The sequence below is a fragment of the Myxococcus sp. NMCA1 genome (assembly GCF_026810205.1).
In the GTDB taxonomy this organism is placed as follows: domain Bacteria; phylum Myxococcota; class Myxococcia; order Myxococcales; family Myxococcaceae; genus Myxococcus; species Myxococcus xanthus_A.
The window spans coordinates 4,871,080-4,895,401 of record NZ_CP113950.1 but is presented as its reverse complement, the minus strand read 5'-3'; the positions used below and the strand labels follow the sequence as shown (position 1 = coordinate 4,895,401).

At 70.7% G+C, this 24,322-nt stretch carries 17 protein-coding genes; 9 read left to right on the top strand and 8 right to left on the bottom strand.

Annotated elements, in window-relative coordinates:
* Window positions 1-2 precede the first annotated feature (2 nt).
* Window positions 3-4,568 carry a glutamate synthase large subunit gene (gene gltB / locus OZ403_RS20325; RefSeq protein ID WP_268781509.1) on the bottom strand — a complete coding sequence of 1,522 codons (4,566 nt, stop codon included), beginning with the start codon at window positions 4,566-4,568 and terminating at the stop codon, window positions 3-5.
* Between the two features lie 237 nt (window positions 4,569-4,805).
* On the opposite strand from gltB, the gene OZ403_RS20320 reads away from it, so the two are divergent.
* From OZ403_RS20320 to OZ403_RS20310, 3 genes are all read left to right on the top strand, one after another.
* A complete protein-coding gene (locus OZ403_RS20320) occupies window positions 4,806-5,294 on the top strand; it encodes an NUDIX hydrolase (protein WP_140796518.1) in 489 nt (162 codons plus the stop codon).
* A gap of 137 nt (window positions 5,295-5,431) precedes the next feature.
* Entirely contained in the window at window positions 5,432-6,325 is an 894-nt protein-coding gene (locus OZ403_RS20315; protein WP_268781508.1) for a TonB family protein, read from the top strand.
* A 73-nt stretch (window positions 6,326-6,398) separates the two neighbouring features.
* Window positions 6,399-7,664, top strand: coding sequence for a PepSY-associated TM helix domain-containing protein (locus OZ403_RS20310; protein ID WP_268781507.1), 1,266 nt, complete (start codon window positions 6,399-6,401; stop codon window positions 7,662-7,664).
* 86 nt (window positions 7,665-7,750) lie between these two features.
* Here OZ403_RS20310 and OZ403_RS20305 read toward each other — a convergent pair whose 3' ends face one another.
* The 7 genes from OZ403_RS20305 to OZ403_RS20275 form a co-directional block, all read right to left on the bottom strand.
* A complete protein-coding gene (locus OZ403_RS20305) occupies window positions 7,751-9,469 on the bottom strand; it encodes a DEAD/DEAH box helicase (protein WP_140855185.1) in 1,719 nt (572 codons plus the stop codon).
* Between the two features lie 131 nt (window positions 9,470-9,600).
* Window positions 9,601-10,611 (bottom strand): MlaD family protein, encoded by a 1,011-nt coding sequence (locus OZ403_RS20300; protein ID WP_140792137.1) that lies wholly within the window; start codon window positions 10,609-10,611, stop codon window positions 9,601-9,603.
* Window positions 10,604-11,353, bottom strand: a complete 750-nt coding sequence (locus OZ403_RS20295) for an ABC transporter ATP-binding protein (RefSeq protein ID WP_020478098.1) — start codon at window positions 11,351-11,353, stop codon at window positions 10,604-10,606. Before OZ403_RS20295 ends, OZ403_RS20300 begins: the two co-directional genes overlap by 8 nt.
* A gap of 13 nt (window positions 11,354-11,366) precedes the next feature.
* Complete coding sequence (locus tag OZ403_RS20290) at window positions 11,367-12,113, bottom strand: MlaE family ABC transporter permease (RefSeq protein ID WP_140792133.1); 747 nt, start codon at window positions 12,111-12,113, stop codon at window positions 11,367-11,369.
* Window positions 12,110-12,883 (bottom strand): MlaE family ABC transporter permease, encoded by a 774-nt coding sequence (locus tag OZ403_RS20285; protein WP_011553919.1) that lies wholly within the window; start codon window positions 12,881-12,883, stop codon window positions 12,110-12,112. Before OZ403_RS20285 ends, OZ403_RS20290 begins: the two co-directional genes overlap by 4 nt.
* A 100-nt stretch (window positions 12,884-12,983) precedes the next feature.
* Complete coding sequence (locus OZ403_RS20280; protein ID WP_140855176.1) at window positions 12,984-13,682, bottom strand: ABC transporter ATP-binding protein; 699 nt, start codon at window positions 13,680-13,682, stop codon at window positions 12,984-12,986.
* A gap of 17 nt (window positions 13,683-13,699) precedes the next feature.
* A complete protein-coding gene (locus tag OZ403_RS20275) occupies window positions 13,700-15,643 on the bottom strand; it encodes a putative metal-binding motif-containing protein (RefSeq protein WP_268781506.1) in 1,944 nt (647 codons plus the stop codon).
* Window positions 15,644-15,854: 211 nt separating this feature from the next.
* On the opposite strand from OZ403_RS20275, the gene OZ403_RS20270 reads away from it, so the two are divergent.
* From OZ403_RS20270 to OZ403_RS20245, 6 genes are all read left to right on the top strand, one after another.
* Complete coding sequence (locus tag OZ403_RS20270; RefSeq protein ID WP_140792127.1) at window positions 15,855-17,264, top strand: TolC family protein; 1,410 nt, start codon at window positions 15,855-15,857, stop codon at window positions 17,262-17,264.
* A 5-nt stretch (window positions 17,265-17,269) separates the two neighbouring features.
* Window positions 17,270-18,457 carry an efflux RND transporter periplasmic adaptor subunit gene (locus OZ403_RS20265; protein WP_268781505.1) on the top strand — a complete coding sequence of 396 codons (1,188 nt, stop codon included), beginning with the start codon at window positions 17,270-17,272 and terminating at the stop codon, window positions 18,455-18,457.
* The gene (locus OZ403_RS20260) at window positions 18,454-21,579 is read left to right on the top strand and encodes an efflux RND transporter permease subunit (protein WP_140798580.1); all 3,126 of its coding nucleotides are present in this window, start codon (window positions 18,454-18,456) and stop codon (window positions 21,577-21,579) included. The genes OZ403_RS20265 and OZ403_RS20260 overlap by 4 nt, the downstream gene beginning before the upstream one ends.
* Before the next feature lie 236 nt (window positions 21,580-21,815).
* Entirely contained in the window at window positions 21,816-22,853 is a 1,038-nt protein-coding gene (locus OZ403_RS20255; protein ID WP_268781504.1) for an alpha/beta hydrolase family protein, read from the top strand.
* A 115-nt stretch (window positions 22,854-22,968) separates the two neighbouring features.
* On the top strand, window positions 22,969-23,463 hold the full coding sequence (locus OZ403_RS20250; RefSeq protein ID WP_140792121.1) for a TlpA family protein disulfide reductase: 495 nt from the start codon (window positions 22,969-22,971) through the stop codon (window positions 23,461-23,463).
* A gap of 389 nt (window positions 23,464-23,852) precedes the next feature.
* A complete protein-coding gene (locus tag OZ403_RS20245; protein ID WP_268781503.1) occupies window positions 23,853-24,314 on the top strand; it encodes a DUF2267 domain-containing protein in 462 nt (153 codons plus the stop codon).
* Window positions 24,315-24,322 lie beyond the last annotated feature (8 nt).

The window sequence follows — 24,322 nt, the reverse complement described above, 5'->3', positions numbered from 1 at the left end:
GCTCAGGCCCTCCCCGCCGCGGACTGGGGCAGCGCCGCGGATGTGGACTCCGGTGGTCTGCGCGCCGCGCGCCGTGCCTGGAGGACCCGCTTGTAGTCCGTGGGCATCACCTTCACGAAGCGCGGCACCATCAGCTCCCAGTTGTCCAGCACCCGCCGCGCCAGCCCGCTGCCGGTGTGGTGCAGGTGCCGCTCCACCATGCCGTGCACGAGCCAGATTTCGGACTCGTCCACCAGGGACTCCAGCTCCACCATCTCCAGGTTGCAGCGCTGCCGGAAGGACTGCTCGCGGTCGAGCACGTAGGCGATGCCGCCGCTCATGCCGGCCGCGAAGTTGCGCCCGGTGGGGCCCAGCACCACCACCGCGCCGCCCGTCATGTATTCGCAGCCGTGGTCGCCCACGCCCTCCACGACGGCCTGCGCGCCGCTGTTGCGTACCGCGAAGCGCTCACCCGCGAGCCCCCGCAGGTACACCTCGCCGGCCGTGGCGCCGTAGAGCGCGGTGTTGCCCACCAGCACGTTCTCCTCGGCGGTGAAGCGGCTGGCCTGCGGCGGGTAGACGATGATGCGCCCACCGGAAAGGCCCTTGCCCACGTAGTCGTTGGCGTCGCCCTCCAGCTCCAGCGTCACGCCCTTCACCACGAAGGCGCCGAAGCTCTGGCCCGCGGAGCCCTTCATCCGCACGTGGAGCCGGCCATCCGGCAAGCCCTGGCCCCCGTGACGGCGGGCAATCTCACCCGACAGCAGGGCGCCAACGGCGCGGTGCGTGTTGGCCACCGGCACGTTGAGCAGCATGGGCGGCCCGCCGTTCAGCACCGCGCTGGCGTCGCGCAGCAGCGCGTGGTCCAGGTGGTCGGACACGTCCTTGATGCGCGGCTCGGTGCAGTGGCGCGGCTCGCTGTCCGGCGCGGCCGGCGCTGCCAGCAGCCCGGACAGGTCCACGCGCTTCGCCTTCCAATGGTCCACCGCCGGGCGCTGCCGCAGCAGGTCCACGCGGCCCACCAACTCCTCCAGGGTGCGGGCGCCCAGCGCGGCCATCCGCTGGCGCAGGTCCTCCGCGATGAGGAGGAAGAAGTTCACCACGTCCTCGGGCTTGCCCTGGAAGCGCTCGCGCAGCCCCGGGTCCTGCGTGGCGATGCCCGCCGAACAGGTGTTGAGGTGGCACTTGCGCAGCATGATACAGCCCACGGCCACCAGGCTGGCGGTGGCCATGCCGAACTCCTCGGCACCCAGGAGCGCGGCCACCAGCACGTCGCGCGCGGTGCGCATGCCGCCGTCCGCCTGCACGCGGATGCGCGAGCGCAGCCCGTTGTGCACCAGCACCTGCTGCGTCTCCGCCAGCCCCAGCTCCCAGGGCAGGCCCGCGTGCTGGATGCTGGACAGCGGCGAGGCGCCCGTGCCGCCCTCGTAGCCGGAGATGACCACGCAGCTGGCGCCGGCCTTGGCCACGCCCGCGGCGATGGTGCCCACGCCCACCTCGCTCACCAGCTTCACGCTGACCCGCGCGGCCGGATTCACCGACTGGAGGTCGTAGATGAGCTGGGCCAGGTCCTCGATGGAGTAGATGTCGTGGTGCGGCGGCGGAGAGATGAGCGTCACGCCCGGCGTGGACCAGCGCACGCGGGCAATCCGCTCATCCACCTTGTGGCCGGGCAGCTGGCCGCCCTCGCCGGGCTTGGCACCCTGGGCCACCTTGATTTGGAGCTCGTCCGCGTTGACCAGGTACTCCGTGGTGACGCCGAAGCGCGCGCTGGCCACCTGCTTGATGGCGCTGCGGCGCAGGTCGCCGTTCTCGTCGCGGGTGTAGCGCCGCGACTCCTCGCCGCCCTCGCCGCTGTTGGAGCGCCCGCCCAGCCGGTTCATCGCGATGGCCAGCGTCTCGTGCGCCTCCGCGCTGATGGAGCCGAAGGACATGGCGCCGGTGACGAAGCGCCGGGCAATGGCGAGCGCCGGCTCCACTTCATCCAGCGGCACCGGCGTGCGGCCCTCGTGGGCGATTTCGAGCAGGCCGCGCAGGTTGCTGTGCTCGCGCGTCTCGTCGTCCGCCAGCCGCGAGTACTCCGCGAAGGTGGCGGCGTCGTTCGCGCGCACCGCCGCCTGGAGCTTGGCGATGGTGGCCGGGTTCCACTTGTGCCGCTCGCCCAGACGGCGCCAGCGGTACTGGCCGCCCACGGGCAGCATGCCGGCCTCCACGTCCGCTTCCGCGCCAAAGCCCCGGGCGTGGCGCTCCGCCACTTCGCGCCCCAGCTCCGGCAGGCCCACCCCCTCCACGCGCGACGCCGTGTCGGTGAAGTGCCGCTCCACCAGCGAGCGCTGGAGCCCCACGGCCTCGAAGAGCTGCGCGCCGCGGTAGGACTGGAGCGTGGAGATGCCCATCTTCGACATCACCTTGAGCAGGCCTTCCTCCACGGCGTGGATGAAGCGGTCCTGCGCCTTCTCCGCGTCCACGGCCAGCTCGCCGCTGTCCGCCAGGGCCCGGAGCGTGTCCAACGCCAGGTACGGGTTCACCGCCGCGGCGCCGTAGGCAAACAGGCAGGCGAAGTGGTGCACCTCGCGCGCCTCCGCCGTCTCCAGCAGCAGGCCGGTGTACATGCGGATGCCGTCACGGACGAGCCGCTGGTGCACCGCGGACATGGCCAGCAGCGCGGGAATGGCCGCGTGCGCCGCGTCCACGCCGCGGTCGCTCAAGAGCAGGATGCTGGCGCCGGCGTCCACCGCGTCCACGGCCTCGTTGCAGAGCTTCTCCACCGCCGCCTCGAGCGCGCCTTCGCCGCCGTCCAGGGCGTAGAGGAGCGACAGGCGGCGCGTCTCGAACAGGCCCTCGTCATTGATGGCCGCCAGCCGCGCGAGCTGCCCGTTGGTGAGGATGGGGCCGGGGAGGGACAGCCGGTGGCACTGCTCCGGCGTCTCCTCGAAGGTGTTGCTCTCCGGACCCAGCGCGGTGGCCAGCGTCATCACCAGCGACTCGCGCAGCGGGTCGATGGGCGGGTTGGTCACCTGCGCGAAGAGCTGGTGGAAGTAGGAGAAGAGGCTGGGGGCCTGGTCACTGAGCACCGCCAGCGGCGTGTCCGTGCCCATGGAGCCCACCGGCTCCTTGCCCGTCTCCGCCATGGGCGTGAGCACCGAGCGCACGTCCTCGGCGGTGTAGCCGAAGGCGCGCTGGGCCCGCCACAGCTCCTCGCCGCGCAGCCGCACCGGGGCGGCGACGGCGGGGAGGTTGTCGAAGGTGTAGACGTTGCGCTGGAGCCAGCGGCGGTAGGGCCAGCGCGTGGTGATGTCGCGCTTGACGTCCTCGTCCTCCAGAATGCGTCCTTCGGTGGTGTCCACCAGCAGCATGCGGCCCGGCGTCAGGCGGCCCTTGCGGCGCACCTGCGAGGGCGGCACGTCGATGACGCCCATCTCCGAGGCGAGGATGATGCGGTCGTCCTCTGTGACGAGGTAGCGCGCGGGCCGCAGGCCGTTGCGATCCAACGTGGCGCCGATGAGCTGCCCGTCCGTGAAGGCGATGGCCGCCGGTCCGTCCCAGGGCTCCAGCAGCGCGGAGGAGTATTCATAGAAGGCGCGCCGCTCGTCGGACATCAGCGCGTCGCCCTCCCACGCCTCCGGAATCATCATCATCAGCGCGTGGGGCAGGGTGCGGCCGCCCAGGTAGAGCAGCTCCACCATGTTGTCGAACTGCGCCGAGTCGCTCTTGCCCGGGACGATGATGGGCTGGAGCGCCTCCAGGCTGCCGCCCAGGCGCGCCGTCTGGAGCAGGCCACGCCGCGCGGTCATCCAGTTCCGGTTGCCGCGCATGGTGTTGATTTCACCGTTGTGCGCGATGAAGCGGAACGGCTGCGCCAGCTCCCACGTGGGGAAGGTGTTCGTGGAGAAGCGCGAGTGGACCAGGCCCAGCGCGCTCACGAAGTCAGGCTGCTGCAAATCGGAATAGAAGCGCGGCAGGTCCACCGGCAACATCAGACCCTTGTAGACGAGCGTCTCCGACGACAGCGACGCCACGTGGAAGCGGCCCTTGGGGTCCACGCCGCGCGCCTGGATGAGGTTCTCCGTCAGCTTGCGGATGCGGTACAGCTTCCGCTCGAAGGCGCTGGGGACCATTCGCCGGCGCGCCACGAAGATCTGGCGGATGACGGGCGCGGCTTCACGGGCCACGGGGCCCAGGTGCTCCGGGTCCACGGGCACGTCGCGCCAGCCGAGCACGCGCTGGCCCTCTTGTACGACGACTTCCTCGAAGGCGGCCTCACAGGCGGCCCGGGCCTCGGGCTCGGGCGGGAGGAACACCTGTCCCACGCCGTAGTGCCGGCGCGGCGGGAGGGCGAAGGGCAGCTTCGGGGACTCGCGCTCGAAGAAGCGGTGGGGGAGCTGCACCAGGATGCCGGCGCCGTCGCCGGTTCGTGGGTCCCTGCCCGCGGCCGCCCGGTGGCTGAGCCGGTTGAGGAGCTCCAGGGCGTCCTCGACGATGCCTCGCGAGCGTTCACCCCTCAGGTGGGCGACGAATCCCACGCCGCAGGCGTCATGCTCGGTGTCTGGCTCATACAGGCCGTACCGGCCGGGGCGGAATGCCGACATCAAGAGTCCCCTCTCCCGACGACGCGGGTTGTCATCAAGAATAATGCTTGTGTCGCAACAGGTTAACGCGCTGCGTTGGCTGGCGTAAAGGGAAGTCCCCGACCCACCGTGCGAGCAGGGCGGGGTGAGGAGGGACCTGGCTGACCCGGCATGAACTACAGTGCCGCGCTCTGTCACATTCCGGCGGTGGCCAAGGGGCTCCGACGCCTGGACGCCGCACCGCGCGAGGTCGCTCCCATGCCGTACACCCCGATCATCGGCACGCTCGGTTACGTGATGTCGCCGGACGGGCAGCGCGTGCTGCTCGTCCACCGCAACGCCCGCCCGGATGACGCCCACTATGGGAAGTTCAATGGCTTGGGCGGGAAGATGGAGCGCGACGAGGACGTGGCCGCCTGCATGCGCCGGGAGATTCGCGAGGAGGCCGGCATCGAGTGCACGCGGATGGTGCTGCGCGGCACCATCTCCTGGCCGGGCTTCGGCAAGCACGGGGAGGACTGGCTGGGCTTCGTGTTTCGCATCGACCGATTCGAAGGCACCCCGCTGGAGCGGAACCCGGAGGGCTCCCTCTCCTGGGTGCCCGTGGCGGATATCCAAGGCCTCAACCTGTGGGACGGCGACCGGCACTTCCTGCCGCTGGTGTTCGACGCCGACCCCCGGCCGTTCCATGGGGTCATGCCGTATTCCGGTGGCCGCGCGCTGAGCTGGTCCTTCAGCCGCCTGTAAAGGGCTGTCGCGAAAGGGCTTTTCCGTGCGCCATCCTCTGTGGTCGACCGGACGGGCATTCCACCGTGCGTAAGAAGTTTTACTCAGCGAGCGTTGACGGATGAGGGCCGTGGGGGGTATCCACGTCCGTAGTGAAAGTGAGAACGATTCTCAATTTCGAACTTCCGGAGCCCGCCGCGGATGCCGCATCCGCGGTGTTGGCGCAGCCCGCTGGCGCGCTCTTCCGCCTGGGGGATGCCGCCGGGGTGGAGGGGTTCTGGAGCCGCTGGAGCGGGGCCGTTGTCGTGGCGGTCGTGCTCCACGCGGTCGTCGTCGCGGCGGGACTGTCCGTGTCCCCGGCGCCGCCGAAGAAGGTGGTGCGGGAGGAGCCGGAGCTGGTGTTGCTGGCGTTCGCCGCGCCACCACCCCCGCCGCCCGCTGGTGGTGGAGGGGCGCAGCCGGCCGCGAAGAAGGAAGTGCAGCGCCAGGCGCGTCCCAAGCCGGCGCAGCGGGTGATGCCGACCCCCGTTCCCCGGCCCGAGCCGGTGGCGGAGGTGAAGCCGGAGACGCCCCCTGAGCCGGAGCCCGTGGTGGAGCCCGAGCCTGCTTCCGAGCCCACGGTGGCGAAGGTGGAGCCGGCGTCCGCGAGCAGCGAGGCGCCCTCGGTGGGAGGGGTGGTGGGTGGCGTGGTCGGCGGCGTCGTGGGTGGAACGCAGGGCGGCATCGTCGGGTCGACGGCCATGGGTGGCACGGGCGACGCGCTGACGCTGAAGCAGGTGATGCGGCCCCCCACGGTCCTCAAGCAGGTCAGGCCGGACTACCCCCGGCTGGCGAAGCAGCGGAACATCCAGGGAGTGGTGGTGGTGCGCGTCATCGTTGGCACGGACGGCCGGGTGGAGCAGGAGCACACCCAGGTGATGCGCTCCGTGCCCGCCCTGGACGCCGCGGCGATTGCCGCCGTGAATCAGTGGCACTTCACGCCCGCGCTGGGCCGTTCGGGGCGGCTGGCGCGAGTCATGATCGACATTCCGGTGAACTTCTCCCTGAAGTGAGTCTGGCGCGGTGTCGCGCCAGGTCCGCTCCAGTTCTCCTCGCGTGGGCTTCGGCGCGCGCTCGAGCCGTTTCATGCGCACCTTCCGAAACATCATCTTCTGGATTCATCTCATCGTCGGTATCGCCACCGGCCTGGTGATTGCGATCATGTCCTTCACGGGCGTGGTCATCGCCTTCGAGAAGCAGCTCATCGAATGGGCGGAGCGGGATGTCCGGACGGTGCAGCTGCCGTCTCCGGGCGCGCCCCGGCTCCCCGTGGAGGCGTTGGTCGAACGCGCCCGCGCGGCGCGGACGGACGGACAGCCCTCCGGGGTGACGGTGTATCCGGAGCCGACGTCCTCGGTGCTCGTGAGCATGGGCCGGGGCTCGGTGACCTACGTCAACCCCTACACCGGCGAGGTGCTGGGGAATGGCGCGACGGGCCTGCGCGGCTTCCTCCAATGGAACGTGGAGCTTCACCGGTGGCTGGCCGCCGGCGGTGACAACCGCGCGGTGGGCAAGGCGATCACCGGCGCGAGCAACGCGGTGTTCCTCTTCCTGGCCATCTCCGGCCTGTACCTGTGGTGGCCGCGCAAGTGGACGCTGCGCGCCATGCGGCCGTCGCTGTGGTTCCGGCGTGGGCTGAAGGGCAAGGCGCGCGACTGGAACTGGCACAACGTCATCGGCTTCTGGTCGCTGCCGGTGCTCATCGTGCTCACGGCGTCGGGCATGGTCATCTCGTACAAGTGGGCGTCCAACCTGGTCTTCACCATGACGGGCAACACGCCGCCCGCGACGCAGGGGCCGCCGGGCTCGGCGTCGGTGAAGGTGCCCTCGCCCACGGAGGAGACGCCGCGCAAGCCGATGGATGTCCTCATCGCCGAAGCGCAGAAGACGTCGCCCACCTGGTCGTCCGCCACGGTGCGCCTGGGCGGCGGAGCGCGTCCGGGCGGGACTCCCGCGCAGGGGGGCCGTGGTCCGGAGGCGAAGGGCGAGCGGGGCGAGAAGGGTGGCACGGACGGCGTGGACGCGGTGACGGTCACCCTCCGCGAGGCGGATGCGTGGCCGTTGTTCTCCTCCAAGCAGGTGTCCCTCAATCCCTTTTCGGGCGAGGTGGCGAAGCAGGAGACGTACGCGGACTACAACAGCGGCCGGAAGCTGCGCACCTGGCTGCGCTTCCTGCACACCGGCGAGGCGCTGGGGCTCATGGGCCAGCTGGTGGCCGCCATCGCGTCGCTGGGCGGCGTGTTCCTCGTCTACACGGGCTTCGCGCTGTCGTGGCGCCGGTTCTTCCCCCGGCGCCGGACGAACACCGAGCCTCGGGAAGAAGCCGCCGCGCAGTCCGAGCCGGTGGCCTGACGGGTTTCAGCCCTCCTCGTGAGCGTGACGGGTTCGCTCGTCATCCTCCCACTCACGAGGCGGGCACTTCCCCCCGAGCCGGAAGGTCAGGTCCGATCCTTCCGGACCAGCACCTTCTTGCCGCGCAGGGTGGCGTTCTTCAGCGCGGCGATGATGCGGTTGGCGTCGGACTCCGGCACCTCCACCAGGGAGAAGGCGTCGCCAATCTGGATGGCGCCAATCTTGGAGGACTCGACGCCCGCCTCCCCGGCGATGGCGCCCACCAGGTCGGCGGGGCGTACGCCGGCGTGACGGCCGGCGCCAATCCACAGGCGGGTGACGTCCCACGTCGGCGGGCCACCGCGGGCCTTCGGGCCGCGCTCCGGGCGGCCTGCTGGACGCCCCGCGGGCGCTCCGAACTTGCCGCCCGTGCGCTCACGGCGCTCCTGCGGCGGCGCGACGACGGGGATCTCCGTCTCCTCCGTGTCGCGGCCCTCGTCCTGGGCCTCATGGAGGAGCTTCACAGCGGCGGCGGCGATGTCCATGGCGTCGAACTCGCTGGCCAGGCTCTCCACCACGTTGCGGAGGGAGTCGTACTCACCGGCCACCAGCGTCTCGCGCAGGGATGCGCGCAGCATCTCCTGCCGCTTCTCGCGCATGTCCGCGACGGTGGGCACGGTGGACACTTCGATGCGCTGGCCGGTGACGCGCTCGATGTTCCGCAGCAGCCGGTGCTCGCGGGGCTCCACCAGGGTGATGGCCACGCCCTCGCGGCCGGCGCGGCCCGTGCGGCCGATGCGGTGCACGTAGGCCTCGGGCGCGTTGGGGACGTCGAAGTTCACCACGTGGGACAGGCGGGGGATGTCCAGGCCGCGCGCCGCGACGTCGGTGGCCACGAGCAGGTCGGTGCCCTGGGACTTGAGCTGCTTGATGACGCGGTCTCGCTGCTCCTGCGTCATGCCGCCGTGCAGGGCGTGGGCGCGCCAGCCGCGGCCGTTGAGGGAGACGGTGAGGTCGTCCACCTCCGTCCGTGTGCGGCAGAAGATGATGGCCGCGGTGGGCGACTCCACGTCGAGCAGGCGGCCCAGGGTGGCGATCTTGAAGGCGCGCGGCACGACGTAGGCCGTCTGCCGGACGCGGGGAATCTCCCCCTGTTCCACCTTCTCGCGGGCAATCTTCACGCGCACGGGCTCGTGCAGGTGACGCTCGGCGATGCTGGCGATGCGCGGCGGGAGCGTGGCGGAGAAGAGGGCCGTCTGCCGGTCCTCGGGCGTGCCGGAGAGGATGGCCTCCAGGTCCTCGGCGAAGCCCATGTCGAGCATCTCGTCGGCCTCGTCGAGCACGACGACGCGCACGTCATCGAGCTGCAACGTGCCTCGGCGCAGGTGGTCCAGCGCGCGGCCCGGCGTGGCGACGACGACGTCCACGCCGCGCTTGAGGACGCGGAGCTGCTGGCCGATGACCTGCCCGCCGTACAGGGGCAGCACGGAGATGCCGAGCTTCTGGCCGTAGCGGTGGATGGCCTCGGAGACCTGCATGGCCAGCTCGCGCGTGGGGACCAGCACCAGCGCGGACGTGGTGTTGGGCCGGCACGCGCCGGGCTCCACGTGGTTGAGCAGGGGCAGGGCGAAGGCGGCTGTCTTGCCGGTGCCGGTGGCGGCGATGCCGAGCAGGTCCTTCCCCGCGAGCAGTGGCGGGAGGGCGGCGGCCTGGATGGGGGTGGGCTCCTCGTAGCCGAGCGCGCTGAGCGCCTCGACGAGCGCGGGCTTCAAGCCCAGGGAATCGAAGGTGGCCTCGACGGGGGCGGGGGGCTGGGGGGCTTTCACGGCTCGGGCTTGTACCACCAGCAGTGGTTCGGTGCGCTCTCAGAATGGGGGGGGAGGCCACACCCTGAACAGTTGGGCCCGTGTTTCCGCGTCTTCACGCTGCGTCCTGATAGGTGCCCGACGCCCCGGCCTCAGTCCTTCCAGAGCACCTTCCACGGGTGTTTTCGGAGGTCCGTCACCAGCATGCGCAGCTCTTCGTAGAGCGTGCCGTCCTGGAGCACCGCACCCGCGGTGCCCTCGCCGGCCTCGAGCTTCGCCAGCACCCGGTCCGCGCGGGCCGCGATGCTCTCCAGTTGGCCCGAGGCAGAGGTGAGCCGCTCCAGCGCGACCTTGACCCGCGCGCCGTCCTCGGGCCCCAGCGGGCCCGTCACGGCCGCCAGTCCGTCCAACGTCGTCCCGGCGGACTTCGTCAGCCCCGGCAGGTCGCGACGAACGACGGCCGCCGCCGCCGAGGCATCGTCCAGCAGCCGCGCGCCCTTGCCTCCAGGCTGGAAGGCCTCGCGCGCCAGGCCCGCGAGCTGGCGCAAATCCTTTGAGGCCGCCGCCAGCTCGGACGCCAGCACCTTCACGTCGCCCCGGTTCTCCGTCAGGAGCTGGTCCAGCGTCCGTGCCAGCCGGGACACGTTCGCCGCGAGGCCGCGGATGGCCTCCGGGTCCTCCTCCAGCATCTGGGACAGCAGGTCCACGAAGCGGGTGAGCTGCTCGGCCAGGACGTCCAGCCGGGGCGCGTCCGTTCCCCGCACGGCCGTGCCCGCGGGCAGCCGCTCCGGCGCCGAGCCCGGGTTCAGCTCCAGGTAGGGCTCTCCCAGGATGCCCACCGTGGCCACCGTCACGCGCGCGTCCTTGCGCAGCGCGCCCACGGCCTCCGGTGCCACCGCGAGCTCCATCCGTACGGGCAGCGGGCGTCCCTGCGCGTCCCGCCGCTCGGGCTGGAGCTGGATGTCCTGCACGCGCCCCACCTGCACGCCGCCCAGCTTCACGGGGGCGCCCTCCACCACGTTCCCCGTGTGGCCGAAGTCCACGGCCAGCCCCGTCTCCGAGCCCAGCTTCAATTCGCCCATCAGCCACAGCAACAACAGCACGCCCACGATGGCGGCCAGCACCAGGGCGCCCACCTTCAGCTCCAGCCGTCGCTCATCCATCCGTCGCGCCCTCCATGAATGGCGCTGTCAGTACTCGCAGCTCGGGCGCGGAGGACTCCAGGAAGCCCTTCGGCGTGCCCAGGTAGGCACACTGCTTGTTCGCCACCACCAGCACCCGGTCCGCCAGCGCCTTCAGCTGCCGGTAATCGTGGGACACCACCATTCCCCCCAGGCCCCGCGCCTTCAGCGATGCGAGCGCCTCCTCCACCTGGCCCGCCGCCTTCCGGTCGAGGCCCGTCGTCGGCTCGTCGAAGAGGAGATAACGCGGCTTGAGCACCAACGCCCGGGCGATGGCCGTTCGTTTCTTCGCTCCGGGCCCCAGCTCCGGTGGCAGCCGGTCCGCCCAGTCCAGAAGCCCCACCTGCGCCAGCGCGGCGTCCACGTCGTCCACGGACGCCGCCGGGTCCGCCAGCCATACGTTCTGCCGGAGCGTGCGCCAATCCAACAGCGCCGGGCCCTGCACCAGGTAGGGGGCCTGTCGGCGCAGCGGCACCAGCTCGCGCTCGGGTCTGGAGTCCACGCGTTCCCCCCACAGCACCACTTCGCCCGCGTCCGGGCGCAGCAGCCCCACCGCCAGCCGGCACAGCACGCTCTTCCCGGTGCCACTGGCGCCCGCGATGAACGTCAGCTCCTTCGTGGACACCTCCGCCGTGAGCCCCGCGAGCACGCGCCGGCGTCCCTCGTCGAACGCGACGTGCACGTCCCGGAATCGCAGGGCCTCGCTGTCGGGAAGGGGCGTCATGCGCGGGGCTCGCTCACAGGCGCAGCAGCTGGAAGGCCAGCGACACGGCGAGGTCGATGAGCAGGCACCCCAGGCTCGCCGCCACCACGCCGTCGGTGGTGGCCTCGCCCACGGCCTCGGCGCCGCCGCGCGCCTTGAGGCCCGCCACCGCCGCCGCCAACGGAATGTAGAGCCCGCAGCCCGCGGCCTTCAGGAACGCGGCCAGCAAGTCCCACCCGTCCACGTAGCGCGGGTCCATGAAGGCCCGCCCGTCCACGCCGAAGGCGAACTGCGCCACCGCCGCCGCGGACAGCGTGGCCGCGATGGTGCCCAGGGTGCACAGCAGGGGCACGCCCAGTACGCCCGCAATCACCCGGGGCGCGACGAGGTCCGCGTAGGGGTCGCCCGCGGACATCTCCAGGGCCTCCACCTGTTCGTTGACGCTCATGGTGGACAGCTCGGCCGCGTGAGCCGCGCCCGCGCGTGAGGCCGTGAGCAGCGCGGACACGGCCGGGCCCAGCTCGCGGATGAGCAGCTCGAAGTACGCGGGCCCCAGCACCGCCACGTTGCCCACGAAGCGCCGTGCCTGGCTGTTGGCGATGGTGACGAGCACCGCGCCGAAGAAGGCCATGCCGGACATCACCAGCCACACGCTGCGCCCGCCCAGTTCGTGGAGCTGTGCCAGGGACTCGCGCCAGGGCACGCCGTCCCGGGTGGAGGCCCGCACCGTGCGCGCCAGCATCACCACCGGCGCTCCGAAGAACGACAGCACGCCGCTCATCCCATCCACCCCGCGAGCAAGGACGTGAGGGCGAAGTCGAGGACGAAGATGGCCGCGCAGCTGCGCACCACCGCGTTGGCCGCCGCCTGGCCCACGGCGTGTGCGCCGCCTCGAGCGGACAGGCCCACGGTGGTGGACAGCAGGGCGATGGCCAGGCCGAAGATGCCCGTCTTCACCACGCCGCCCAGGAGGTCGAGCGGCCCCAGAAGCTGGGAGAAGGTGCCGAAGAAGACGCGCACCGGAAGGCCCAGGGCGAGCAGGGCGGCCACGGACTCGAAGAGGATGGCCACCGCGAAGGTGACGCCGCTGAGCGCCAGCATGCTGACCTCCATGGCCACCACGCGAGGCGCGACGAGGATGGCGAAGGGGTCCAGGCCGATGCCCCTCAGCCCTTCAATCTGTCCGCCCACCTGCATCAGCGCCAGCTCCGCCGCGTTTCGCGCGCCGAGCCGCGCCGACATGATGAGGCCCAGCAGCAGCGGGCCGAACTCCCACAGCACGCCGTAACCCGCCGCCCAGCCGAGGAAGGCCCGCGCGCCGAAGCGCTGGACGTAGATGCCCGACTGCAGCACCACGATGATGCCGGCCAGCGCCGCCGTGGCCAGGGCGAGCGGCAGGGAGCCGTAGCCGAATTGCACCAGCGCACGGCCCAGCTCACGGCGCTCCAGCTTCGGCAGCGCCAGCACCGTGCGGCCCACGACCAGGCCCAGCGCGCCAGTTCCGCGGAGCGCGTCCAGCGCCGTTCGTCCGAGCCTCGTCAGGAGCGCCATGGCGGCACCTCGTCCTGGTGCAGGCTCGGCAGCGGCACGGCTGTGTCCGCGCCCTCCTGGTGGCGCGTCGTGACACCTTGATGTGCTCGCGCACTTCGCGTCACGCCGGCACCTCGTCCGGTGCATCCTCCAACTCGGGCGCGGGTGGCCCGTCATGAACCAGCCGGCCACTCCGCAGGTACAGCCAGCGGGGCAGGGGCAGGTCCATCGGAGCCTCCGTCGCCACGACCAGCAGCGTGCCACCCTGGGACACGTCCAGGAGCACCCGGGCCACCTGCCGCGCCGTGCCCGGATCCAACCCCGCGAACGGGTCATCCGCCAGCACCACCGACGGACGCGCCGCCAGGGCCCGCGCGATTCCCGCGCGCTTCTTCATGCCGCCAGACAGACGCTCCGGCAGCGTGTCCGCCGCGTCCGCGAGCCCTACCGCCCGCAGCACGTCACTGGCGCGGGCCCGGGCCTCGGCCTCCGGGACGTGGCGGCGGGTGAGTGGCGCCATGACGTTCTCCAGCACCGTCATCGAGTCGAACAGGGCATCCGTCTGGAACACCATGCCGAACGACGCCTGCTGCTCGCGCCGCTCGGCGGCCGTCAGACGCGCCGCTTCCTGCCCATCCCACAACACACGGCCTTCAGTGGGCCGCACCAGGCCGGCCAGGGCCTTCACCAGCGTCGTCTTCCCCGCGCCCGAGCGCCCCAGGACCAGTGCCTGCGTCCCGGGCGGCAACGCGCAGCTCACGCCGGACAGGACCTGCCTCGCTCCGTACCGTACCGTGAGGCCGTCCGCGCGCAGGTCCATGGTGTCCGCCCGCCGCCTCAGGGCCGCCAGCGCACGAGCGCGCCGCCGGAGCCCGCCACCCAGACGTCCGCCGGGCCGGTTCCGCTCAGCGCGTTCATGGGGCTGGACGGCGTGAAGGCGGTGCTCCAGCTGGTGCCATTGAAGAAGTGGATGTTGTTCGTTCCGGAGCTCACGGCGTAGATGGCCTTGCCGCCGAAGGCCACCAGTCCGCGGATGTCCGCCGGGGTCTGGGTTGGCAGGGTGATGGCGGGCTTCACGCTCCACGTCGTGCCCGCGCGCTCCAGGAAGAGCCCGCTGTCGCCCACGGCGTAGACATGGCTCGGTGAGAGCACCTGGATGCCGTAGAGGAATCCGGTCGTCCCGACGTTGCCCAGGGCTTCCTTCTGCCAGGCGCCACCGTCCTCCGTGGGGCCGCGCCAGACCACGGGGTGGTTGGTGCCACCCTGCGTCTCGGCGCCCGCGGCGAACAGCGTCCGGGGGCTGGTACCGTCAATGGACTTGAGGTTGTCGTTGAGCCGCGTGAGCTCCTCGGGGGCCGCCTGGGTGGGGGCGCCCTCCTCGTAGTTCCAGAGGAGGATGCGGCCCTGGCTGTCCACCGCGTACAGCGCCACGCGGTTGCCGCTTTCGAAGCCCACCATCCCGTTGATGCTGGCGCTCCCGGGGCCATCCACGTCGACACACGCGCTGGTGTCGGACGGAAGCCGGGTGGTGAACTTGCCCGCGCTGTTGCCCAGGAACACGCGGCCGCTGTTCGTCACCCAGGAGGACTTCCACTGGCCCGGGCAGTTCGCCACGGGGGTGAGCGTCCCGCCATCAACGTGGGCGACGTGGCCGTCGCGTCCGGCGAGCCAGCCCTTGTTGCCGGGGTACGCAGCCACCGTGTCCCAGACAATCGAGGCGGGCGTCGCGTTCGTCGTCGTCCAGGCCACGGTGTCGCAGCCCGCCAGGTCTTCGTCCACCTGTCCGTCACAGTCGTTGTCCAGCCGGTCGCACACCTCGGGGGCCGTGTTCGACACGAAGCGCGAGCTCTCATCACAGTCCGTGTTGTCCTCCACGGCGTCCTGCGGCGGGTTGGCGCACCAGAGCCCCACGGAGGTTCCCGCCCGGCCATCACCGTCCTCGTCCACGAACCACTCCCGCGGCGTCTCGCTGCTGACGCAGGCCGTTAGCGCGGCGCTCGCGCACTGCTTGGACCCGGCGCAGTTCTGCTCGGTCTGGCACTGCGTGCCCACATCGAACGGGTCGTTGTCGATGTACCCATCGCAGTTGTCGTCCTTGCCGTCGCAGACCAGCTCGGCCTGCCTGGGGTGGATGTTGGGGTCCCGATCGTTGCAGTCACCGGCCTCCAGGACATAGCCCGCGGGAGGCGTGCAGGAGAGGTTGGGCAGGGCGGACGCGTCGCCGAAACCATCACCGTCCGCGTCGCGGTAGTAGGTCGCGCCGCCGGGGGCATCCGCTTCGCCGTTGACGCAGTTGTTGTCCACGCCGTCGCACAGCTCCGTCGCGCCGGGGTGGATGGCCGGGTCGTCGTCGTTGCAATCCGAGCCAGGGAAGGCGCCCTCGCTGGTGACGTAGCCGTCGTCATCCAGGTCCAGGGCGCGCAGGTCGAGCTCCACGGTCGCGGTGCCCACCGTGGGCACCTGCGTGGTGACCTCGTGCCGTGCCACCACGGGCCCGTTGCAGGAGCGCTCGTTGGCGGTCGCGGTGAGCCGCAGGTTCCGGCTCCAGCCCTCCCGGCCCAGGATGGCCACCGTCCGCACGTCGCTGCGAGCAGAAGGCTCCATCCGGATGTCGGCGGTCTCGGTGCGGCTGGGTTCGTCCACATCCGTGACGGTCAGCGTGAGACAGCCCGGGCGAAACGTCGCATACGAGACGAGAACGCGGACGGCCCCGGCATTGGGCGGGTCTTCCTGCTTCCGGCATCCGGAAACGGAAAACACCACCGCGAGAACGCAACCCATCAGGAATAAACGCATCGGCCGAGCATTCCCGGGCGCTTGGTGGCGCCCGCAATCTTTCTACAGTGAGCTACGGAACCCAGGAGAACCCGACGCCACCCATAGTCCGTCGCGCAGGCCAGCGTCCAGACGCCGAATCGTCATAGCCCCTTCTCTCTACCTCCGTTTATATGGCGCGCCGCCCCCCCGACGCCCGAGCCTTCCCCGCCCGTTCATGCATAGACCCCGTCACGCCATCACCGTGCCCCTCTGCGCCTGGCTCGCCCTGACCGCGTCCAGTGCTTCGGGGCAGCAGCCCGCGACCGAGGGGGGCGCACCCGCCGCCTCCGAATCCGCGAAGGATGCCCCAGCAAGTCCTCCGCCCGCGGAAGCCCTGTCCACGGCAGGTGGTCCGCTGACGCTGGAAGAGGCGGTGCAACTTGCCGCGAAGCGTAACGAGGTGGCGCTGGCCGCCGAGCAGCAATCCGAGGCCGCACGGGCCCGGCTGGCTCGGGCCCGGGCCTTCTTCTTCCCAGAGCTGACGGGAACGGGCATCTATACCCGGCGTCTGTATGAAGTGACGCGCGAAGTGGGTGGCCAGACGGTGGTCATCCAGCGCAACAACGCCTTCAACGCCAACTTCGTCGCCTCCATGCCGCTGTTCGACGCGCGCGGCATCTTCCTGTACCGCGCGGCGCGGAGGGACGGCGACGCGGCGGAGCTGGAGGCCGTGGAGGCGCGCCGGCAGATTGGCTTCGAGGCCGCCAACGCCTTCCTCGCCACCCTGGCCCAGGAGCAGGTGTACCGCGCCGCCGAGCAGCGCCTCGCGTTCGCCCGCCAGTCACTTCAGGACGCGTCGGCCCGCGCCAAGGCGGGGTTGGCCAGCAGCAACGATGTGACGCGCGCGGAGCTGGAGGCGGCCAGCGCCGAGGTGCAGATGTCCAACGCGCGCAACGCCGCGCAGACCACGCGCCTGGAGCTGGGCTTCCTGCTGGTGTCCTCGGTGAAGGGCACGCTGGCCTCTCCGGACGCGCTGCTGTCGGACGCCAGCCGGCCGCTGCAGGCTCACGCCTCCCTGTCGGATGGGGCCCTGGACCGCCGGCCGGACATCCTGGCCGCGCGGCTGCGGGTGGACGCGCTGGAGGAGAGCGCCAAGGAACCGCTCGCCCGGCTGCTTCCCACGCTGGGTGCGTCCGCCACCTACCGCCTCACGAACGAGGCCGGACTCGCGGGCCGCACGGGTGACGGCTTCCTGGGCGTCAACCTCATCTGGAACTTTTTCGACGGCGGCGAGCGCTATGCCGAACGCCGCGAGCGCGTGGCCCTGGCAAGGGCGGCGGAGCTCCAGGTCCAGGCCACCACGCGCCGGGTGGACGTGGATATCGAGCAGGCGAGGGTGGCGCTGGAGAATGCTCAGGCCGCCCTGGCACAGAGCGACCTGGCGGTCCGCACGGCCCGGCAGAATGCGGAGGAGCAGGGGATTCTCTACCGTCAGGGCTTGTCCACGGCGCTGACGGTGGCGGACGCCTCGCTGCGGCAGTTCGAGGCGGAGGTGGCGTATGCCCAGAGCCGGTTCGCGCTGGGCGTGGCGCTGCTGGGGCTGCGGGCGGCAGTCGGACTCGACCCATTGGGGAAGGAACCGTGAAGGAAATGCGACGCGCAGGAACGTTGGGTCTGGCCGTGGCCGCGCTGGCCCTGGGGGTTGGCTGCAAGAAGGACGCGCAAAGCGCCCAAGGCGGAGCAGCGCCGGCAGGTGGCGGCCGAGCAGCCATCCAGTTCCCCGTCGAGGTGGCTCCGGTGGAGTCGCGGGACGTGGAGTACGTGGTAGACGCGGTGGGCTCCGTGGAGGCCTTCGAGCGGGTGCAGATCACCGCCCGCGTGCCGGGCGCCGTGGAGCGGGTGCTCTTCGCGGAAGGGCAGTCGGTGAAGAAGGGCGCGGTGCTCGCGGAGATCGAGCCCGCCCGCTACGCCATCGCCGTGCGGTCCGCGGAGGCCACGCTGGCGCGGGCCCGCGCCACGCTGGTGGAGGCGGAGGCTGGTGCGAAGCGCCGCACCGCGGTGAACGAGGTCAGCCCCGGTCTGCTGCCCGCCGAGCAGTTGGAGACCTTCGAGGCCCGCGCGCGCACGGCGGAGGCGGACGTGGCGGCGGCGAAGGCGCTGCTGGACCAGGCGCAGCTCAACCAGCGTGACGCCTATGTGCGCGCGCCCATGGACGGCGTGCTCCAGACGCGCACGGTGCAGACGGGCCAGTACGTGCAGCCCGGCATCGTGCTGGCCACGTTGCTGCGGCGCGAGCCGTTGCTGCTGCGCTTCACTGTTCCGGCGGCGGACGTGTCCCGCATCCAGCCCGGCATGACGGCGCGCTTCTCCGTCCAGGCCGCGGGTGGTGGCTCTTTCACGGCGAAGATCACACACGTGGCCGCCGCCGCGGATGATGCCAGCCGCATGGTGCCGGTGACGGCGGAAGTCACCGGTGAGGACGCCGAGCGGCTCCGTCCGGGCGCCTTCGCCACGGTGGCGGTGCCCGTGGACACGCGCGGCGGCAGTCCAGTGATTCCGCAGACGGCGGTGCGCGCCAGCGAGCGCGGCTTCCTGGCCTACGTCGTGGAGGGCAACAAGGCGCGTGAGCGCGTGCTGGAGCTGGGCCTGCGCACCGCGGATGGCCGCGTGGAGGTCCGTGACGGCGTGAAGCCCGGTGAGATGCTGGTGGTGCGCGGCGGTGAGGCCCTGCGCGACGGGGCCAACGTGCGCGTGGCGGAAGGACCCAAGCCCACCTTCACGGGTGAGCCCCGGTTGGAACCGGAGGCCGCCAGCGGCGGCGGAGGCGCCCGGCAATGAACATCACCGAGGCGTGCATCAAGAAGCCCGTCCTGGCGTGGATGATCATGGCGGCCACCATCGTCTTCGGACTGGTGGCCGCGCAGCGTATTGGCATCAGCCAGTTCCCGGACGTCGACTTCCCCACCATCAACATCTCCGTCACGTGGGAAGGCGCCAACCCGGAAGCGGTGGAGAGCGACGTCCTCGAGTTCATCGAGGAAGCGGTGACGCAGGTGGAGGGCGTCACGGCCATCAACTCCACCGCGCGCCAGGGCGGCGGCAACATCACCGTCGAGCTGGACCTGTCGCGCAACGTGGACCTGGCGCTCCAGGACGTGCAGACCAAGGTGAGCCAGGTGCAGCGCCGGCTGCCGCTGGACATCGATCCACCCATCATCTCCAAGTCCAACCCGGAGGACCAACCCATCCTCTGGGTCGGCGTGTCCGGGCCCTTCAGCCAGCAGGTGGTGAGTGACTACGCCCGCTACCGCGTGAAGGAGAAGCTCCAGACGATTCCGGGCGTGGGCGAGGTGCAGCTGGGCGGCATGCTGGAGCGCAACGTCCGCATCTGGGTGGACGCGCAGAAGCTGGACGCGCTGGGCCTCACGGTGGCGGACGTGTCCGCGGCGCTCCAGCGCGAGCACGTGGAGCTGCCCGCCGGCCGCATCGAGACGCAGGGCCGCGAGGTCAACGTCCGCGTCATGGGTGAGGCGCTGGACCTGGAGACGCTGCGGCGCATCATCGTGCGCGAGCAGGGCGGCTTCCCCGTCTACCTGAAGGACGTGGCGCTGGTGGAGGACGGCTTCGAGGACGTGCGCCGCATGGCGCGCATCAACGGCGAGCCGGCGCAGGGCCTGGGCATCAAGAAGCAGCGCGGCGCCAACGCCGTGGCGGTGGCCCAGGGCATCCGGGCCGAGCTGGACAAGATGCAGAAGGACCTGCCGGAGGGGATGCAGCTGGGCATCAACTTCGACTCGACGCAGTTCATCGAGGAGAGCGTCCACGAAATCGAGTTCGAGCTGATGCTCGCGTGCATCCTCACCGCCTTCGTGTGCTGGGTGTTCCTGGGCTCGCTCTCCAGCACGATGAACGTGGTGCTGGCCATCCCCATGTCGCTGCTGGGGACGGTGGCGGTCATCTACTTCCTGGGCTTCACGCTCAACACCTTCACGTTGCTGGGCCTGGCGCTGGCGGTGGGCATCGTCGTGGACGACGCCATCATGGTGCTGGAGAACATCTACCGGCACTCCGAAGAGGGGAAGGACCGGGTGCGCGCCGCGCGCGAGGGCACCGCGGAAATCACCTTCGCCGCGCTGGCGGCGACGGCGGCGGTGGTGGCCATCTTCCTGCCCGTCGTCTTCATGAGCGGCGTCATCGGCAAGTACTTCCTCCAGTTCGGCGTGACGCTGTGCGTGGCGGTGCTGCTGTCCTACGTGGAGGCCATCACCCTGGCCCCCGCGCGCTGCGCGCAGTTGCTCAAGACGTCGCGTGAAGGCCGCAGCCGGATTGGCGTCTGGGTGGACCGGGGCTTCGAGAAGCTGGAGCGCGTCTACGCGCGCACCCTGGCCTGGGGCCTGAAGCGGCCGTGGTGGGTGCTGGGCGTGGCGGTGGCGCTGACGGCCTCCAGCGTCTTCGTCTTCCGTGCGCTGCCGGGTGAGTTCGTGCCGTCCCAGGACCAGAGCCGCCTGCTGGTGCGCATGCAGACGGCGGTGGGCAGCAACATCGAAGAGACGAACCGGCTGTTCCTGCGCGCGGAGGAGTTCGCCAGCAGCCGGCCCGAGGTGACGCGCGTCTTCTCCGTCGTCGGCGGTTTCGGCAGCGGCGCGGTCAACACCGGCATGATGTTCGTCAGCTTGAAGCCGCCCGACGAGCGCATGCCGCAGGCGGACTTCCAGCAGATCCTCCGAAAGGAGTTCAACAGCTACCCGGGCCTGCGCGCGGTGGTGCAGGACCAGTCCCAGAGCGGCTTCACGGCGCAGCGCGGCTTCCCGGTGGAGTTCAGCGTGCGCGGCTCGGAGTGGGAGCAGTTGGTGGAGGCCAGCCAGGAGATGCGGGAGAAGCTCCAGGCCAGCGGCAAGGTGGTGGACGTGGACACGGACTACCAGCTGGGCATGCCGGAGCTGCGCATCACCCCGGACCGGGGCCGCGCGGCGGACCTGGGCGTTCCCATCCAGTCGGTGGCCACCACCATCAACGCGCTGGTGGGCGGCGTGCGCGTGGGCAAGTACAGCACCGGCGGCCGGCGCATCGACGTGCGCATGCGGCTCCTGGCGGATCAGCGCTCCCGGCCGGAGGACCTCTCCACGCTGAAGGTCCGGACGGCCAGCGGCGCGCTGGTGCCGTTGTCGTCGCTGGTGACGCAGGAGGAGCGGCCCGCGCTGCAGGCCATCACCCGGCGGGACCGTGAGCGCGCCATCAGCGTCTTCGCGAACGTGGCGCCGGGTTCGAACCAGGAAGAGGCCCTGGCGACGGTGGAGCGGCTGGCGAAGGAGCTGCCCGGCGGCGTGCGCGTGGTGGCGGGTGGCGCCAGCGTGGCCTTCCGCGACTCGATGAGCAGCCTGTTCTTCGCGCTCTTCCTCGGGATTGGCGTGGCCTACATGGTGCTGGGCGCGCAGTTCAATTCGTTCCTGCACCCGGTGACGGTGCTCACGATTCTTCCGCTGTCGGTGGCGGGCGCGGCCTTCGCCTTGTTCGCCACGGGCACCACGCTGAACATCTTCAGCATGATTGGCCTGTTGCTGCTGATGGGCATCGTGAAGAAGAACTCCATCATCCTGGTGGACTACGCGCTGCAAGAGCGGGAGCGCGGCGCGGACGCGATGCAGGCCATGCTGCGCGCGGGACCGGTGCGGCTGCGGCCCATTCTCATGACGTCCACCGCGACCATGATGGCGGCGGTGCCGGCGGCGCTGGCGCTGGGCGCGGGCTCGGAGACGCGCGCGCCCATGTCCATCGCCGTGCTGGGCGGATTGTCCGTGTCCACGGTGCTCAGCCTGCTGGTGGTGCCCGCCTTCTACGTGGTGGCGGACCGCATGAAGACGCGGTTGGGTGAGCGGTTCGGCAAGAAGGACGATGAGACCCACGAGCCGCCGCAGCACCCGGAGCATGGCGATGCGCCGCGCCCGGCGGCACATGGGTGAGCGGCGCGGCTGACCGCTTGGGTGATAAGGCCATCGCGGACGTCTTCGTGACGCCGCGGTGGCCTGACGGCGGTCGTCCTCGGGGGCTGCGGTAAAGGTCACCTGCTCCGGGCCTGGCGCCCGGTGGTCGTCATCGGTCGATTTCCATGCGCCCTCCTTCGTCTCGCGGTCGCAGTGTCTCTGTCGTCAACCGTCGCTCGAAGTTCCTGGGGGCAGCGGGCCTCGGAGTGGCCCTCATGATGTGGGGCTGTGCTTCCTCGCGGCCCGTTCCGGAGGCGCCTTCGTCGAACACGTCTCGTCAAGGCGCCGACGCGGCATTCGCCGTGGGCTTCACGACGCGGACCTTCGAGGACGCGGCCCGCCAGCGTTCGTTGAAGACAGTGGTCTGGTATCCAGCGCCGCCGGGCTCCCCCATGGTGGAGCACACGGCGTCTCCCATCTTCGTGCCCTTCGTCGCCGCGAAGGACGCACCTGTCTCGGATGCCCGGGAGCGCTGGCCGCTGGTGGTGCTGTCCCACGGCAATGGTGGCGCGGCCGTCAACATGTCCTGGTTTGGCGCGCACCTGGCCGCGCACGGTTTCATCGTCGTGTCGGTGGACCATCCTGGCAATACCTACGGAGACACGAGTCCAGAGGGCTATGTGCGCGGCTGGGAGCGGCCCCAGGACTTCACGGCCCTCCTGGATGGGCTCTTGAAGGACGCGGTCTGGGGGCCTCGTGTGGACGCAGAGCGCGTTGGCGCGGCGGGGCACTCCATGGGGGGCTACACGGCGCTGGCGTTGGCGGGCGCGCGGCTCAACCTGTCACCAATCGCGAACCTCTGCACGGCACCTGAGACACGCGAGCACCCAGGTTGCGACGAGCTTCGCGACGTGGACTACAGCCACATCGACTTGGCGGTGGCGCGTGCGTCGTACAAGGACTCGCGAGTGCGCGCCGCCATCTCCATGGCACCCGGCATGGCGGGGACCTACGAGGCGCGGGACGTGGCGGACATCGACGTGCCGGTGATGCTGGTGCTCGCCAAGGGGGACGAACTCATGCCCCATGCACAGCACGGCCTGCATCTGGCGAAGCTGCAGCCCGGCGCGACGACGGTGGTGTTGGACGACGCGGCCCACTTCACTTTCCTGCCCGAGTGCACGGAGTTGGGCTTCAAGGTGGCGGCCATGCTGTGCCGGGATGCCACGCCGGGGACGCGCGCGGCCTCGCAGGCACGTACGCGCGCGGAGGCGGTGGCGTTCTTCCAGCGCGTGTTGAGCGCGCAGAGATAGCTTCGTCCGTCATCATCAGGCACTTGAACGTGAGTCCCGCCAGGTCTTCTCGCAGCGGGAACTCCCACACGGAAAGAAGATGCGCGGGCGTGCTTCCGTGTGCATATAGAAGCCCATGCGCCGTCTCCTTTGCTTCCCGCTCCTGCTCGCGCTCGTCCTGGTGCAGGGAGCGTGTGACCGCTATGACCGCCCCGGCACGCCGGTGCCGGAGACCCTGCGGGCCGAAACGCTGGAGGGCGAGCGCATCGACCGGGAGGCGCTGCTGGGCCGTCCCTGGGTCATCAACGTGTGGGCCCCAGGCTGACACGCCTGCGCCCGGGAGTTGCCCGAGCTCGAAGCCCTGAGGAGTGAGTACGAGGCGCGCGGCGTCGGCTTCCTCGCGCTCTCGCTCAATCCCAGCGAGGCGCGAAACCGCCAGACTGCGGCCGAGCTGGGGGTGCACATGACCGTGGCCACGGCGAAGGGGGAGGTACTGGGCCCGCTGCGCATCTCCACCGTGCCCGCCACCGTCTTCATCAACCGAGAGGGCGTGGTGGTGGCGACCGTCAACGGTGAGCGTTCGCGTGGGTTCTACGCGCGGCGCCTGGAGGCGCTGCTCGCTGCGCCGTAGCTACTGGAAGGTCAGCGCGCGGATGTGACCGAAGGACGAGGGCCTGCCAGCTGCCCAAAGAGAACCATCTGGGCGAATCGCGAGAGAAAAATGCCCCCCAGTTGCCATCCGAGGGGCTCCTCGTGTGCCCCAGAGGTGGCTTTCTGCTGCCGCATTATCGGGCGGCAGGGATGAGGCTTGGCCACAACTGATGGTCGATAGTGTTCGGCATGCTTGTAGGGATGGCGCTCTGGAAAATGGGTGGCGTGCCTCCCACCGGGCACTCGCTCCTGGGGATGCAGGCCGAGGCACACGGCGCGCTCCGGGTGAAGCGTGCCCGCGCCATGTCCACCATCACAATCGCTGACTGCACGCGGCACGGCCGCACTGGCACGCAAGGAGGCAGCCCCATGGCGGAGCACACCGAACCCCCCATCAACGCCACGCCGGTCAAGGAGCGTGAAGAGCCCGCTGACCTCCAAGGCTTCCTGGACGAACTGGGCAACAGCCGCGAATTCCAGGTGAATGGGGTGGATGCCCGGAAGGGCGCGGAGGCGGTGTTCTGCACGCTCGCGCGGCGCCTGTCCGACGGAGAGGACCTCAAGCTGCTCTGGTCGCTGGGGAAGGGCGGCATCGGCGCCATCCTCGGGGCGTGCAGCATCCACCGGGGCCCGTCCCACGCGAAGCGCATGGACCGCGCGGAGTTCATCACCGACGTGGCGGACCACCTGCGCATCCCCGTGGACCAGGCCCTGCGCGTCCTGACGGTGGTGTTCACCGCCATCCGGGACCGGATTCCAGACGACGAGGTGGCGGCCGTGGCCTCGCAGCTCCCGGCGGACCTCGCCGACCTGTGGCGCCGGCCCGTCTAGAGGCGGCG